The organism is Neisseria mucosa, from assembly GCF_003044445.1.
GTDB lineage: Bacteria > Pseudomonadota > Gammaproteobacteria > Burkholderiales > Neisseriaceae > Neisseria > Neisseria mucosa_A.
Window position 1 is genome coordinate 16,908 of record NZ_POWX01000023.1, and the last position, 16,563, is coordinate 33,470.

The following is a 16,563-nucleotide window of genomic DNA, read 5'->3' on the forward strand; positions in this document are numbered from 1 at the left end:
TCACAACAAGGAACACACAAGATGGATTGGAAAGGGCGAGAACAGAGTCAAAACGTAGAAGACCGACGCGGCAGCAGCGGTGGTGGCGGCGGGAAAGCGCCCGGCATCCTCGGCATCATCGTCGTTTTGATCGGCGCTTATTACGGTGTCGATTTGAGCGGCTTGGTCGGTACGCCTTCCATGGGTCCAGGTTCGACCCAAACTTCCCAGCTCAAGCCTCAGGAAGAAGCCGAGTTGAACGAACTCGCCCGCGTCGTCCTCGCCGATACGGAAAAAGCTTGGGGCAGCTATTTCAAGCAAATCGGACGAACCTACACCCCGACCACCATGGTGTTATACAACGGCGGCACATCCACCGCCTGCGGCATGGGTCAATCGGCGATGGGCCCGTTTTACTGCCCGGGTGACCAAAAAGTCTATCTCGACTTAGACTTTTATAGAGATATGCAGACCAAACTCAATTCCGCCAGCGATGCCGCGTTTGCCTACGTCATCGCACACGAAGTCGGACACCACGTTCAAAACCTGCTCGGTATCCTACCCAAAGTCCACAGAATGCAGCAGCAGGTCGGCAAAAAAGAAGCTAATGCCCTTTCCGTCAAACTTGAATTACAGGCGGACTGCTACGCGGGCATTTGGGGGCATTACGCCGTCAACAATAATATCTTCAAAGCCGAGGACATCACCAAAGCCATGCTGGCTGCCGAATCCGTCGGCGATGACCGCCTGCAGAAAGAGGGGCAGGGCTACGTCGTTCCCGACAGCTTTACACACGGCTCGTCCGAACAGCGTATGGCATGGCTCAAGCGCGGTTTGGAAAGCGGAGACATCAACCAATGCAACACTTTCGGTAACTGATTGAAACCGCAGTAAATGTTATTTGATGTAACCCCCAAAGGTCGTCTGAAAGTCTTCAGACGACCTTTGCCTATGTTAGAATAAGCCCGTTTTCCATTCACAATCACAAAGGAAACCATCATGGCAAATATTGCCCGCGACATCTTCAAAGCCTACGACATCCGAGGCATTGTCGGCAAAACCCTGACCAACGAAGCCGCCTACCTTATTGGCAAAGCCATCGCCACCAGAGCCGCCGAAAAAGGCATCTCCCGCATCGCACTCGGACGCGACGGACGCTTGAGCGGTCCCGAATTGATGGAACACATCCAGCGCGGCTTTACCGACAGCGGTATCGACGTCCTCAATGTCGGCATGGTCGCCACCCCCATGCTGTATTTCGCCGCCATCAACGAATGCGGCGGCAGCGGCGTGATGATTACCGGCAGCCACAACCCGCCCGATTACAACGGTTTCAAAATGATGCTCGGCGGCGAAACCCTCGCAGGCGAAGCCATCCAAGAACTGCTCGCCCTGATCGAAGCCGACAAACTGACCGTTTCCGACAAAAAAGGCAGCGTAACCGAAAAAGACATCTCCGGCGAATACCACAACCACATCGTCGGCCACGTCAAACTCAAACGCCCCATGAAAATCGCCATCGACGCGGGCAACGGCGTAGGCGGCGCATTCGCAGGCAAACTCTACAAAGGTTTGGGCAACGAAGTGACCGAACTTTTCTGCGAAGTGGACGGCACTTTCCCCAACCACCATCCCGACCCTTCCAAACCGAAAAACCTGCAAGATTTGATTGCCGCGCTGAAAAACAGCGATGCCGAAATCGGCTTGGCTTTTGACGGCGATGCCGACCGCTTGGGCGTCGTGACTAAAGACGGCAACATCATCTATCCCGACCGCCAACTCATGCTGTTCGCCCAAGACGTTTTGAGCCGCAACCCCGGCGCGAAAGTCATCTTCGACGTCAAATCCACCCGCCTGCTGGCTCCGTGGATTAAAGAACACGGCGGCGAACCCGTTATGGAGAAAACCGGCCACAGCTTCATCAAGTCCACCATGAAAAAAACCGGCGCGCTGGTTGCCGGCGAAATGAGCGGACATATCTTCTTCAAAGAACGCTGGTTCGGCTTCGACGACGGCCTGTACGCCGGCGCACGCCTCTTGGAAATCCTGTCCGCCTTCGACAATCCGTCCGAAGTGTTGAATAAGCTGCCGCAAAGCATTTCCACGCCCGAACTCAACATCGACCTGCCCGAAGGCAGCAACGGCCATCAGGTTATCGACGAACTCGCCGCCAACGCCAAATTCGAAGGCGCGACCGAAATCATCACCATCGACGGCCTGCGCGTGGAATTCCCCGACGGCTTCGGCCTGATGCGCGCTTCCAATACCACGCCGATTTTGGTGTTGCGCTTCGAGGCAGATTCCGATGAAGCCATCGAGCGGATTCAAAACCAGTTTAAAGCCGTCATCGAAAGCAATCCCGCGCTGAAATGGCCGCTGTAAACGGTTAACGCTTTAAAGCTCGAAAGGTCGTCTGAAAACGAGTATTGCACGTTTTCAGACGACCTTTTCTATAGTGGATTAAATTTAAATCAGGACAAGGCGACGAAGCCGTAGACAGTACAGATAGTACGGCAAGGCGAGGCAACGCCGTACTGGTTTAAAGTTAATCCACTATATCTGTCCATACAAAATTCAGCTTTATTTCAACCCCTTCAAATACCCGCCGCCTTTGCAGGAATATTCTGCGCAACTCGGATCATCGGCTATTTTGCAGGCTTGGTCATATAGTGGATTAAATTTAAATCAGGACAAGGCGACGAAGCCGCAGACAGTACAGATAGTACGGCAAGGCGAGGCAACGCCGTACTGGTTTAAAGTTAATCCACTATAGTATTTTTGCCTTCTCCAAAACTTAGGCAGCTATACACAACAAAACCACCAATTTCATTGCAAAAATTTCTTACCCATTTATATTTTGCCAATCCGAAAGATGATAGTCAGGTCGTCTGAAACCCAACCCCATCACCATTCTTCCCTCCCTTTTTTCCCAATCTAGAATATAACGAAATCGCATTAAATTAAAACCAAGCATTCTTTCCGTTTTTCAGACGACCTGTTTACAGTATCGCCACTGTTTCTATAAAAATCATCAACCAATCAAACCATTAAAGCCGCGCAGGCAAACACTCTGCCTCAAGCAGCCGTCAGCCCAAAGGAACCGACATGACACCAGCCAACCCGCTTCCCGCCGAACTTTCCGCGCAACTCGCCGCCCTCTCGCCTACACAGCTCGCTTGGCTTTCCGGCTACTGCTGGGCGCAAAGTCAAGGGGTGGAGGGCAGTTTGGGTGTTTCCGCCGCTCTCGCCGTTGCAGCCCCCGAGCGACGCGTGTTGGTCTTGTCCGCCTCGCAAACGGGCAATGCGCGCGGCGTTGCCGAATCTTTACACGCCAAACTCAAAACCGCAGGCGTAGAAGCCGTGTTGAGCAGCGCGAGTGAATTCAAAAGCAAAACCCTGCCCGATGAAGACATCGTGTTATTGGTAACATCCACGCAAGGCGAGGGCGAGCCGCCCGAAGAAGCGCTGCCGCTGTATAAATTCGTCTTCGGCAAAAAAGCCCCCGATTTGGGCAAACTCACTTTTGCCGTTTTAGGTTTAGGCGATTCGTCCTATCCTAATTTTTGCCAAGCGGGCAAGGACTTTGACGCCAAATTTGCCGAACTGGGCGCACGTCGTCTGAACGATTTGGGCATCTGCGATTTAGAGTTTCAAAGCGCCGCCGACGCATGGATCGAAGCCGTCGTCCCCAAAGTTGCCGAGCTTGCCGCCCAAGCTGCTGCGCCTACCGCCACACCAGCCGCAAACCAAACCGCAGGCGCTGTCTATACAAAAGACAAACCCTATACCGCCACATTGTCCGTCCGCCAAAAAATCACTTCACGTTCCGCCGAGAAAGATGTGGAACACATCGAAATCGACCTGTCCGGCTCCGGCCTGCACTATCAGGCAGGCGACGCGTTGGGCGTACTCCCGCTCAACGATTCGGCTTTGGTTCAAGAAATCCTTGATTTGCACCAATTAAGCGGAAAAGAAAAAATCCGCCTTTCAGACGACCTCGAAACCGACATCCGCACCGCTCTGACCGAGTCCGCCGACATCACGCAAAACACACCCGCCCTCGTGCAGCAATACGCCGAATTGTCGGGCAGCGAAGCACTCAAAACCACAGCTGCCGACAAAGCCCGATTGGACGCCTACCTCGCCGCCACCCCGCCCGTCGGCGTCTTCGTCGCCCATCCCCATCCGTTGGACGCGCAAACCCTGTTCCAACTCTTCCGCCCCCAAACCCCGCGCCTTTACTCTATCGCTTCCGCACAAGACGAAGTCGGCGAAGAAGTACACCTGACCGTCGGCGTCGTCCGCTTCGAACACCACGGCAACAGCTACACCGGCGCAGCTTCAGGCTATCTGGGCGAACGCCTTGAAGAAGGCGGCGAAGTGCGCGTCTTCGTCGAACCCAACCCCAATTTCCGCCTGCCCGCCGACGGCAACACCCCCATCATCATGATAGGCGCAGGTACAGGCATCGCCCCCTTCCGCGCCTTCATGCAACAACGCGCCGCCAACGGCGACAACGGCAAAAACTGGCTCATCTTCGGCAACCAACGCCTCGCCAACGACTTCCTCTACCAGCTTGAATGGATCGATTACCGCAAAGAAGGCATCCTCACCCGCGCCGACTTGGCGTGGAGCAGACAGGGCGAACGCAAAGTCTATGTCCAACACAAAATCGCCGAACACGCCGCCGAAGTCTGGAACTGGCTGCAACAAGGCGCACACCTCTACGTCTGCGGCGACGCCACCCGCATGGCGCGCGACGTAGAAACCGCCCTACTCGATGTCATCGAAACCCAAGGCAAACTCAGCCGCGACGATGCCGAAGACTATCTTAACGAAATGCGCGAAGACAAACGCTACCAACGCGACGTTTATTGATACCGCCCCAAACGAAAGGTCGTCTGAAAGCCCAAATCAGGTTTTCAGACGACCTTTTACCAAATCTTATTCGACGGTTTCAGGTAGCGTCCGTCATCAAATGTATTAATCCACTGCGGCCTTAACGCAATAAAAATAGCAGCGGTAATACCGCTTAAAAACGCTTCCGCCCATGCAATGAGGAAAAACACGGGAAATGCCGTACTCCACAATGCCGTTTCAGGAAAAGCCCGCACCCTGTCCAATATGCCGACCAAAACACCTCCGGTCAGCAGCATACCCGCTGCGGATGCTAAAAAACCATTGACGAAAATGAAGATAAAAATATTGGCGGGAAGCCGGTTGACCCAAGCACGCGACAGCAAATTGACCGCCAGCGCAGGCAGAAACAATGCAAGCGCATTGACCGGATAGGCCTGCAAATCTGAGCCGAATATCCAAACATAGGGCAAATACAGCAACGCACAGGCCCAAAATGCCAGCGGTACACCGAGCATCAAGGCAATCAGGTTGACCGCCAACAGATGGTAACTCATCCCCGCAAGCTGCCCGCCGTCAGGGGTGGCATTCAAGCTCCAGACCGACGCCAAAATAATCCCTGCCAATGCGGCTGCCGAGCCATGTTTTCGGAAATCACGATAAGCCTTCGGCGCGGATAATGCCAACAATAAAACCAATACGCACCACGCAGCAGCCAAAATCAAACCCGAAAACCATCCCGTTTGGAAAAGCATATATCCTCAATGTTTAAAAAGCGTTTCAGACGACCTGATTATAGTGGATTCGCACAACCGAAAGGAAACAAAGCCTTGTCGGTTTTGTTTCATCCTGAAAAGCGTTAGAATAACGGACTTTGCTTTTTTGACTCGGGAAAATTTCAATATGTTGTGGAGCGTGCTGATTATTATTTTATTGCTTGCCATCGGCATCGTGTTTTTACTGCACAAAAAACAAGAACAAGATTGGGAACGCGAGCTGACCCGTCTGAAACGCGGCAGGGATTTTGACGAAAATCCGGACGAAGCATACGAACTTGCAGAAGAAGCAAAAACCGCAGGCAACAAAACCATCGCCCGCCAGCGTCTTTTGGCGGCGCAACACGACTATAAGAAACGTACGCAAACGCTTTTAGACGACTCCTCTTTCTCTCCAAGCTCGCTGGCAGAGGCTATGGGCGCATTTCAAGTTTCCCCTTCCGTACAAGAAGATGAGGCAGATTCATCACCCACATACGAAACGTCGTCTGAAACCGATTTCGAGCCGGAATACCTCCACGAGCCTGAATTTCCCGCAACGCGCGACAATCCTCTCCCTAAAGTCCGCCCAAATGCCCACAAACCTGAGCAATATCCGGAAATCGTACCGTTTGAAACGTCCGATACGCCGGAATATACGCCCGGTTTGGTAACAGGTAGCTCCTTCGAAGAGATTACTTTGGAAGAAGCCACCCGCTCTCTGACCGAAGCCGCCGTTCAAGAATGGGAAGAGCATCAAACCGCCAAACAAAACCCCGTTGCCATCACCGCTGAAAGCGAACCGGAAATCCGTTTGGTGCGGACATCGGTTACACCGATGAAAGGTTTGGAAGTCATTGATTTCAACGACCCTGTCTTACGCCGTACGCGCGAACGTGTCAAATCTTATGTGGATAGCATCCATCTGGAAAAAGCCGGCCGACCCCATATCGAAACGGCACAAACCGCTTTGCGTACTGCCGAACGTGAATCCATCCCCTCTACGGCCAACTATTACGGTCAAAAAGACGAAATCAACGTCATCGACATCCAAAACAATCTCGCCATGCGCCGTGCCGCTCGCGACAAACTTGCCGCAGCCGTTGCCCCTGTGCGCGGATACCAGCCTCAAATTATTGAAGATGAGGATATTTTTGCCAATCTGAAACTGCCCGCAAACCGCCGCCGCACGCTCAAGCACTCCGAAGCTGCCGCAGAAAAAATGACCCGTCGTCAACTGTCTCAACAAGAAGCAGAAAGTGTTGAAAAATCAACGGCGAAACCCACCTCATCCTTTACAGCAAGAAGCCCAGCTCCTGTTTTCAGCCGAAAAGCGGCGGTTCCCGCCAAACTGTCCCGCGCCGTTCGTGAAAACACTTTCATCTCTCGTCCGCCCGCTCCTGACGCAACCGTTATCGAACCACCTCCCGTACCGCCCGTACCGGCACCTGCGGTCGATATTCCGAAACCGCCCCAATTCGATTTACCCGAAAACAAAATCGATATTCCCGAACCGCCCGTGTTCCGTAACCATCCGTCCGTTTCCGTATTTGAGTCGGAAGTTAACGCACACATCAGCAACAATCCGGAAATCTCTATACATGATTACCTGATTCGCGAATCGGCAAGCGACACAATTAATGACGTTGATTCCAAAGCAGACAACGATACCGTGGATGTATTCGGACACGACCTGCCACACGAGCAAACGTCGTCTGAAAACATTGAAACCAATGAAACACCATGGTTTGACAGCGACGATGATTGGGACGCGGCTTCAGACGACCTCACCGACCCGCAGACGAACAGTATCCATCTGCCGACTACCGCCCTGCTCCTCCCGCCTCAATTCGACCCTGCCGCGACGCAGACCGAAGAAGAATTGCTGAACAACAGCATCACCATCGAAGAAAAACTGGCGGAATTCAAGGTCAAAGTCAAAGTCGTGGATTCCTATTCCGGTCCGGTGATTACGCGCTACGAAATCGAACCTGATGTCGGCGTACGCGGCAATTCGGTCATGAACCTCGAAAAAGACCTCGCCCGTTCGCTCGGCGTTGCCTCTATCCGCGTCGTCGAAACCATACCCGGTAAAACCTGTATGGGTTTGGAACTGCCGAACCCGAAACGGCAAATGATACGCCTAAGCGAAATTTTCAATTCGCCCGCGTTTGCCGAATCCAAATCCAAGCTCACGCTCGCGCTCGGTCAAGATATTACCGGACAGCCTGTCGTTACCGACTTGGGCAAAGCGCCGCATTTGCTGGTTGCCGGTACGACCGGCTCGGGTAAATCGGTCGGCGTTAACGCCATGATTTTATCCATGCTCTTCAAAGCGACGCCTGAAGACGTGCGCATGATTATGATCGACCCGAAAATGCTAGAATTAAGCATTTACGAAGGCACTCCACACCTGCTCGCGCCTGTCGTTACCGATATGAAGCTGGCAGCAAACGCGCTTAACTGGTGCGTCAATGAAATGGAAAAACGCTATCGTCTGATGAGCCATGTAGGCGTACGCAACCTTGCGGGCTTCAACCAAAAAATTATGGAAGCAGCGGCACAAGGCATGAAAATCGCCAACCCGTTCAGCCTGACGCCCGACAATCCCGAACCGTTGGAAAAACTGCCGTTTATCGTCGTCGTGGTTGACGAGTTTGCCGACTTGATGATGACCGCAGGTAAGAAAATCGAAGAGCTGATTGCCCGTCTCGCCCAAAAAGCCCGCGCTGCCGGTATCCATTTGATCCTTGCCACGCAACGCCCGAGCGTCGATGTCATCACAGGTTTGATTAAAGCCAACATCCCGACACGCATCGCGTTCCAAGTATCCAGCAAAATCGACAGCCGCACGATTCTAGATCAAATGGGCGCGGAAAACCTGCTCGGACAAGGCGATATGCTGTTCCTGCCGCCCGGAACAGGCTATCCGCAACGTGTTCACGGCGCATTCGCTTCAGACGACGAAGTACATCACGTAGTCGAATATCTGAAACAATTCGGAGAGCCCGATTACATCGAAGATATTCTGATGAGCGGCACAACCGACGATTTGCCGGGTATCAGCCGCAGTAGCGACAGTGAAGTTGACCCGATGTATGACGAAGCCGTTTCCGTCGTTCTGAAAACGCGCAAAGCCAGCATCTCGGGCATCCAGCGTCAATTACGCATTGGCTACAACCGCGCCGCCCGTCTGATTGACCAAATGGAAGCAGACGGCATCGTTTCGCCTGCCGAAACCAACGGCAACCGTACCGTTTTGGCACAAAGCAGCGAACATTTGGACTAAAGCCACACAGATGCGGCGAAAAAGCCTATTGCCGTTGCAGTTTCCCCTAGTTTTGGTACAATACCACCATTCATTCTTAAACAGACAAGCCGCCGAAATTTAGGCGGCTTGTATTTTTATTTTCATTTTGCGGATTATATTTACCGCGTATTTACTAGGCAAAAGCAGTCCAAATGCTTTTGCGGAGAAGACAAACCATGCAAAAAATTCCATTGACCGTACGCGGCGCAGAATTACTCAAACAAGAATTGCAACGCCTCAAAAGCGTCGCCCGTCCCGAAATCATCGAAGCCATCGCCGAAGCGCGTTCACACGGCGACTTGTCCGAAAATGCCGAATATGAAGCTGCCAAAGAAAAACAAGGCTTTATCGAAGGACGAATTTCCGAGTTGGAACACAAATTATCCATGGCGCACATCATCAATCCTGCCGAAATCCACGCCGAAGGCAAAATCGTCTTCGGTACGACCGTAACTCTGGAAGATTTGGAAACCGAAGAACACGTTACCTATCAAATCGTCGGCGAAGACGAGGCAGACATCAAAGAAGGTAAAATCTACGTTGGTTCCCCCATTGCCCGCGCCCTAATCGGCAAAGAGGAAGGCGATGTCGCTGAAGTACAAGCCCCTGGTGGTGTACGCGAATACGACATTATTTCGGTTCAATATATCTGATTGCCCCGAATATTATTAATATAAAAGGTCGTCTGAAAATCAAGGAAAATGGTTTTCAGACGACCTTTTCAGCATTCAAGCCCAAACCGTTGCTTAAAGAAGCAATCAAAGCTCCGACACAAGATTGCCCAATGCCACATTCCCGCATTTCTACTTTGTTTCTAGCAAAAAAGGTCGTCTGAAATTTTTCAGACGACCTTTCATCAATCAAAATTGACTCAACGATCATTCAGGTGCTTTTTCTTCGCGGGCAGGAGCTTCGACCAAAGCTTTGATAGACAGACGTACGCGGCCGCGATCGTCCACTTCCAATGCTTTCACATTCACAACCTGACCGACTTGCAGATAGTCGCTGACGTTGCGCACGCGCTCGTGGGCGATTTGGCTGATGTGTACCAAACCGTCTTTGCCCGGCATCACGCTGACGATGGCGCCGACGTTGTTGTCGAGGATTTTAACCACAGTACCTTCGTACACTTTGCCCACTTCCACTTCGGCAGTGATTTCTTCGATGCGTTTTTTCGCAGCATCGCCGGCTTCTTGAGTGGTTGCGGCAATAGTGATGGTGCCGTCTTCCGCGATGTTGATTTCAGTACCGGTTTCAGCAGTAATCGCACGGATGGTTTCGCCACCTTTACCGATAACGTCGCGGATTTTGTCTTGGTTGATTTTCATAGTGAACAGACGCGGAGCATGAGCAGACAGCTCTTGCGGGCCTGCCACGGCGGCTTTCATCTGCTCCAAGATATGCAGACGCGCATCTTTGGCTTGCGCCAAGGCAATCTGCATGATTTCTTTGGTAATACCTTGGATTTTGATGTCCATTTGCAGCGCAGTTACGCCTTCGGTCGTACCGGCAACTTTGAAGTCCATGTCGCCCAAGTGGTCCTCATCACCCAAGATATCGGTCAACACGGCGAATTTGTTGTTGTCCAAAATCAGACCCATCGCGATACCGGCAACGTGTGCTTTCAAAGGCACACCGGCAGACAACAAGCTCAAGCAGCCACCGCAGACGGAAGCCATAGAAGACGAGCCGTTGGACTCGGTAATTTCGGAAACAACACGCATGGTGTAGCTGAATTCTTCAGGAGACGGCAATACTGCAACCAGTGCGCGTTTTGCCAAGCGGCCGTGTCCGATTTCACGGCGTTTCGGCGCGCCGACGCGACCGACTTCGCCGGTAGAATACGGCGGGAAGTTGTAATGCAGCATGAAGCGGTCGGTGTATTCACCGGAAAGCGCGTCAATAATTTGTTCGTCGCGAGAAGTACCCAAAGTTGCTACGGCAAGGGCTTGGGTTTCGCCACGGGTAAACAGGGCAGAACCGTGTGTACGCGGCAATACGCCGGTTTGAATATTCAAAGGACGGACTGTACGGGTATCGCGACCGTCGATACGCGGCTGACCTTCCAAAATTTGGGTGCGTACGACGTCGGCTTCCAAATGTTTGAAAATACCTTTGATTTCGTTGGCAGCCAAAGTATCGGTTTCTTCAGTAATCAGCGCACCTTTTACTGCATTCCAAGCTTCGTCCAATTTGGCAGAACGCGCTTGTTTTTGACGGATTTTGAACGCTTCTTTAATGGCTTCGCCCGCAATTTCGCGCACTTTGGCAACCAATTCTTCATTGGTTTCAGGCGCTTTCCAATCCCATACTTCAGGGTTTACTTCGTCGGCGAACTCGTTGATGGCGTTAATCGCCACCTGCATTTGATCGTGACCGTAAACTACGGCACCGAGCATCACGTCTTCGGACAGGATTTTGGCTTCAGATTCCACCATCAAAACGGCTTTAGATGTACCCGCAACCACCAAGTCCAGCTTGGATTTAGCCAATTCGGCTTTGGTCGGGTTCAATACATACACGCCATTTACATAACCTACGCGTGCAGCACCAATTGGACCGGCAAACGGTACTCCGCTCAACACCAACGCAGCAGACGCGCCGAGCATGGCAGGAATGTCGGAATCGATTTCAGGATCAACGGAAACCACCATTGCAACGATTTGGATATCATGGTAGAAACCTTCAGGGAACAGCGGACGGATAGGACGGTCGATCAGACGGCTGGTCAGAATTTCTTTTTCGCTTTGTTTGCCTTCGCGCTTAAAGAAACCGCCTGGGATTTTACCTGCGGCGTAAGTGCGCTCAAGGTAATCAACAGTCAGGGGGAAGAAGTCTTGACCTTCTTTGACTTCTTTATTGGTGGTCACAGCAACCAAAACAACGGTGTCGCCCATCGATACTTTAACAGCCGCTGCGGCTTGACGCGCGATTTCGCCAGTTTCTAAGGTAACGGTGTGATTGCCATATTGGAAGGTTTTAACGTGTTTATCGAACATTTTGTTCCTTTCGAAATGCCGCACGCTAAAACACTAATAATGCACACTAAAAGTGAGAATGTGCATAGTTAGGGTTTCAGGTGTGCGGCGGTTGGTAAAAACTATATTTTTCAGACGACCTTTTAAAGGTCAATCCAAACGCGCATTATAATAGCAAATGTAAATAAAATCCAAGTATTCATGACAGCAAAAGGTCGTCTGAAACATACTTCTGTGTTTCAGACGACCTTTTATCAAATTTATGATTCTTTGGTTAAAAGATTTAATGCTTCCCGATATTTATCAACTGTTTTCTGAATAACATCACTAGGGACTTCCGGTGCCGGAGCTTTTTTGTTCCAACCGCTTTGCTCCAGCCAATCTCGAACAAATTGCTTGTCAAAAGACGGCGGATTGGTGCCGACTTGATATTGATCCGCCGGCCAAAAGCGGCTGGAATCGGGCGTCAGCACTTCATCCATCAGGGTTAATGTACCGTTTTCATCCAGCCCGAATTCAAATTTGGTATCGCATATAATGATACCGCGTGATTTTGCATATTCTGCGGCTTCCGTATAAAGCTGAATCGCTTTAGCGCGTACCTCAGCCGCCAGCTCTTTACCGATAATGCGTTCACATTCTTCAAAACTGATATTTTCATCATGATCGCCGACAGCAGCCTTGGTGGACGGAGTAAAAATCACTTCCGGAAGCTGCTGCGCTTCTTTCATCCCTTCGGGAAGTTTGATGCCGCAGACAGAACCGTTTTTTTGATAATCTTTCCAACCGCTACCCGCCAAATAACCGCGCACAATCGCCTCGACTTTGACAGGTGTCAGTTTCTTGGCGACAACCGCACGTTTCTCAATGGCTTTAGCTTCATGTTCAGGCAACACGTCATAAACCGTGTCGCCGGTAAAATGATTGGGCATGATATGCGCCAGTTTTTTAAACCAGAAATTGGAAATCTGCGTCAGAATTTCTCCTTTCCCCGGAATCGGATTGTCTAAAATCACATCAAATGCAGACAATCGGTCTGACGCAACCATCAACATGCGTTTACTGTCGATCTCGTATAAATCGCGCACTTTTCCAGAGTAAATTTTTTTCAAGCTGATTTCGGACATTTCAGGTTTCTCCCTTCACTGACTTGGTTTAAACAGGATTCCGTTATTTTATCCGAATTTGGATTTTGGGGTCAGATTGTTTACAAAATAGGTCGTCTGAAAACGTTTTGCATGAATGCAGACGCTTTCAGACGACCTCATCAAGCCTAAGTCTAACTACTAATCAGAGATTAGATGCTAGGAACTTGGGTTTGTTGTTGGATGCTGTTTACAGCTGACAGAGAGTAGTAATCACCATGACCGGTTACTTCGTAAGTGCTGCCATCGGCAAACTTGAAGTTTTCGATTTTGTGGTTGTTACCGGAGAACCAGTCGTCAATTGTAACAGAGTCGCTATTGCCAACAGATACGGTCAGGTTGTTGCCTGATTTGCTCAACAATACGTCGGAAGCAGAAATACCTTTGCCGAATTGCAGGGTATCGTTACCGCTTTCGTCTTGGATGGTATCGCGGCCGTAACCTTTATCGAAGAAATAGGTATCGTTGCCGGTACCGCCGATCAAGACATCGTTGCCGATGCCGCCGTCGAGGTAGTCGTTACCGTCTTTACCAACCAGACAGTCATCGCCGGCCAAGCCGTACAAGTGGTTGTCGCCGGAGTTACCGTTGATGTCGTTGTTCAGAGCGTTACCGGTACCGTTGAGATTTCCGGAACCTTGCAAGAACAGGTGTTCAACGTTGTCGGTCAGAGTGTAGTCGATTACGCTGCGAACAGTATCGATACCGCCGTTCAGATTACCGTATTCGATAACTTCGTCGCCTTTGTGGTCAACAAAGTAAACGTCATTACCGTCGCCACCACGCATAATGTCTGCGTCAGCACCACCGTTCAGATAGTCATTACCATCACCACCTTGCAGGTAGTCTTTACCGCCTTGACCGTACAGAGAGTCACCGTTGTTACCGCCTTGCAGAGTGTCATTGCCGTCACCGCCGTAAATCACGTCAGCACCGTCACCGCCGTAAATTACGTCTTCACCGCTGGTACCGTAGATAGTGTCTTTCTTATCGGTACCCACAGTTTTGGTTGCACCCTTTTTATCTTTAGTTGAACCGTCAACATTGATAATGTTGCCTGGATTTTTATCAACATTACCATAGGTGTTGTTTTGATTATGGTCATCAACACAATCTTTGCAGTCTTTATCGTTAGGTTTAGGCTGCGGTTTTGGTTGCGGTTGCGGTTGTGGTTTAGGCTGCGGCTGAGGCTGCGGCTTAGGTTGTGGTTGAGGTTGTGGTTTTTGAGGCTCTACCGGTGGGCAGTACGGATCAACATTTTTCGGAGGAACCGGTTTTGGAGCTGGTTTAGGGTAATAAGGTTTACCTGGGTTGCAATCAAACTTGATTACCACGCATTTGTAAGCAACTTTTGGAGGTGGGCAGTATGCACCATGACCGATTTTGCCATGATGTACTTTGATACCGTGAGAAGAGCCGTAGTTATGGAAACTACCTTTGTAACCGAAACCACCATGGCTAGGAGGGCAGTAAGGATTGTAGGATTTAACCGGAGGGCAGTATGAGTTGAAGTGGGCTTTAGAAGAATAGCCGCCATAATGATAAGTCATGATAAATCACTCCCAGAATATATGTAATTAAGAAGCATAGGCCTTTTGAAAAAATAAAAACTGATCAAACTGCCTACACTGTTATTCTAGTGATATTTCATGATTAACTGTTTTTCAATTCGCTAACGGTTGAAATTTCAGACGAATGGAAACCTTTTTTAAAACAATCAAATCCAAATTGACAATTTATCCTGATGATAATTCCTTTTTAAAAAACAAGATATTGATTATTTTTTGAAATAATATTATTTATTTCAACGTACTATTTATTTCACTTTCCACAACAGGGATCCCTTTTTTCCCCCTCAAACAAAATTTTTCATAATTCGTCTTATCTGACCACCAAATATTAGCGAGATATTGCAATAATCGTACCTTACAACGTTCAAATTTTCCGATAAGCACAGGTTCAAAACGGCGAAGGCGTAAAATGCTGTTAAGAGCTAATGTTTGTTCTATAATGACGGGCATCTTGCTGAAACAATATTCATTAAGGAGATATACCATGAGGACTTTGCTGACAGGCTCTAAAGGACAACTCGCACACTGCTTCCGCGACCGACTTCCTGATAATTGGGAGCTGATTGCCACTGACTCCTCCTCCTTAGACATTACGGATGCTGATGCCGTTCGCAATATGGTTCAAAGCTTTCAACCCGATGCGATTGTCAATACCGCCGCCTATACCGCTGTCGATCGTGCAGAGACAAACGTTCCTGCTGCATTTGCCGTCAATGCTGCAGCTGTTCACAATCTTGCCGACGCAGCACGTTCGGTTCATGCCCGATTTATCCACATATCGACTGATTACGTTTTCGACGGGACAAGCAAAACACCCTACCGTGAACATGACTACACCAATCCACAAAGCGTATACGGCCGCACCAAAGCCGCCGGAGAACTACTCGCGCTTGCCGCTAATCCTGAAAGCACGATTATCCGTACCTCTTGGCTATTTAGCGAATACGGCAACAATTTTGTTAAAACCATGCTGCGTTTGGCAAAAGAACGAGACAGTCTTTCCGTTGTTAACGATCAAATCGGATGCCCGACCTATGCGGGGGATTTGGCGCAAGCCATCATTACACTTTTGCAACATCCATCACCTTCCAGAGGAATCTACCACTTCGGCGGCAACAAATCGGTTACTTGGTATGAATTCAGCCAAGCTATCTTTCAAACGGCACTAAAACATGACAATAATTTCAACATGCCGAAATTAACACCCATCACCACCGACCAATATCCTCTTCCTGCACCACGCCCCGAGTACAGCATTATGGATTGTCGAAAAATCGAAAACGATTACGGCATCAAACCCTCTGACTGGCAAAAAGCTTTAAACGACATCATCGGTAAATTGGACTAATCCTCACTAAAAAGCCCCTGATAACAGGGGCTTTTATATGAACGTCAAACCTTACGAAACAAGTATTTAACTTTACACAATTCATCTTTTAGTTTAAATAAAAAACAGCTATCATTTTAATCTAACATCTCACAATATATTGAATAATTGATAAAAGACCAATAAACAATCAACGACAGGGTTATTAAACGGTAAATGAATGATTTGATTCATCTTCCTTTTCAGAATAATCCTTTAAATCACAGAAAGGAAAAATAATGCCACATCGCAGACGACTGGCTATTTACCAAGCCGCAAAACGTGCTTCCTTCACCGGAAAACCGGTTGCTCCGACTACACCCGTAGCCGGTTAAACAAAACAGAGGGGATGATGACGCTTACCCCTCATGATATTTCAAAGGCTGTCTGAAATAAAAAATCAGGCAGCCTTTTATTCATATAGCGGTAGCGTAAGAACAAAATCTTGAAATTCTTTGAAAATTTTTCAGACGAGCTGAGACCTTTGCAAAATTCCCCAAAATCCCCTAAATTCCCACCAAGACATTTAGGGGATTTTCCATGAGCACCTTCTTCCAGCAAACCGCACAAGCCATGATTGCCAAACACATCGACCGCTTCCC

11 protein-coding genes are annotated in these 16,563 nt (G+C 49.7%); 6 read left to right on the top strand and 5 right to left on the bottom strand.

Annotated elements, in window-relative coordinates; all coding sequences use genetic code 11:
- Positions 1–21: 21 nt before the first annotated feature.
- The 3 genes from ypfJ to DBY90_RS11105 all read left to right on the top strand — a co-directional run bounded on the left by ypfJ (position 22) and on the right by DBY90_RS11105 (position 4,857).
- Positions 22–858 carry a KPN_02809 family neutral zinc metallopeptidase gene (gene ypfJ, locus DBY90_RS11090; RefSeq protein WP_070492494.1) on the top strand — a complete coding sequence of 279 codons (837 nt, stop codon included), beginning with the start codon at positions 22–24 and terminating at the stop codon, positions 856–858.
- Between the two features lie 120 nt (positions 859–978).
- On the top strand, positions 979–2,361 hold the full coding sequence (locus DBY90_RS11095; protein ID WP_070492495.1) for a phosphomannomutase/phosphoglucomutase: 1,383 nt from the start codon (positions 979–981) through the stop codon (positions 2,359–2,361).
- A gap of 723 nt (positions 2,362–3,084) precedes the next feature.
- Positions 3,085–4,857, top strand: a complete 1,773-nt coding sequence (locus tag DBY90_RS11105; protein ID WP_107987240.1) for an assimilatory sulfite reductase (NADPH) flavoprotein subunit — start codon at positions 3,085–3,087, stop codon at positions 4,855–4,857.
- Between the two features lie 56 nt (positions 4,858–4,913).
- On the opposite strand, the gene DBY90_RS11110 is transcribed toward DBY90_RS11105, so the two are convergent.
- Positions 4,914–5,591: an energy-coupling factor ABC transporter permease gene (locus tag DBY90_RS11110; protein ID WP_070492985.1), complete on the bottom strand. Its 678-nt coding sequence runs from the start codon at positions 5,589–5,591 to the stop codon at positions 4,914–4,916.
- 148 nt (positions 5,592–5,739) lie between these two features.
- Here DBY90_RS11110 and DBY90_RS11115 point away from each other — a divergent pair, with 148 nt between their 5' ends.
- On the top strand, positions 5,740–8,880 hold the full coding sequence (locus DBY90_RS11115; protein ID WP_070492982.1) for a DNA translocase FtsK: 3,141 nt from the start codon (positions 5,740–5,742) through the stop codon (positions 8,878–8,880).
- A gap of 197 nt (positions 8,881–9,077) precedes the next feature.
- The gene (gene greA / locus DBY90_RS11120; RefSeq protein WP_003742680.1) at positions 9,078–9,554 is read left to right on the top strand and encodes a transcription elongation factor GreA; all 477 of its coding nucleotides are present in this window, start codon (positions 9,078–9,080) and stop codon (positions 9,552–9,554) included.
- Positions 9,555–9,779: 225 nt separating this feature from the next.
- On the opposite strand, the gene pnp is transcribed toward greA, so the two are convergent.
- The 3 genes from pnp to DBY90_RS13425 form a co-directional block, all read right to left on the bottom strand.
- Positions 9,780–11,900, bottom strand: a complete 2,121-nt coding sequence (pnp, locus tag DBY90_RS11125) for a polyribonucleotide nucleotidyltransferase (protein WP_049229141.1) — start codon at positions 11,898–11,900, stop codon at positions 9,780–9,782.
- A gap of 239 nt (positions 11,901–12,139) precedes the next feature.
- Entirely contained in the window at positions 12,140–13,006 is an 867-nt protein-coding gene (locus tag DBY90_RS11130; protein ID WP_070492979.1) for a phosphoribosylaminoimidazolesuccinocarboxamide synthase, read from the bottom strand.
- A gap of 170 nt (positions 13,007–13,176) precedes the next feature.
- Positions 13,177–14,574 carry a calcium-binding protein gene (locus DBY90_RS13425; RefSeq protein ID WP_234405140.1) on the bottom strand — a complete coding sequence of 466 codons (1,398 nt, stop codon included), beginning with the start codon at positions 14,572–14,574 and terminating at the stop codon, positions 13,177–13,179.
- Between the two features lie 505 nt (positions 14,575–15,079).
- Between DBY90_RS13425 and rfbD the strand changes: the two genes are divergently transcribed.
- A complete protein-coding gene (rfbD, locus tag DBY90_RS11150; RefSeq protein WP_070492966.1) occupies positions 15,080–15,943 on the top strand; it encodes a dTDP-4-dehydrorhamnose reductase in 864 nt (287 codons plus the stop codon).
- A gap of 384 nt (positions 15,944–16,327) precedes the next feature.
- Here rfbD and DBY90_RS12995 read toward each other — a convergent pair.
- On the bottom strand, positions 16,328–16,563 hold a 236-nt coding region (locus tag DBY90_RS12995), incomplete at its 5' end, for a hypothetical protein (protein WP_185952206.1).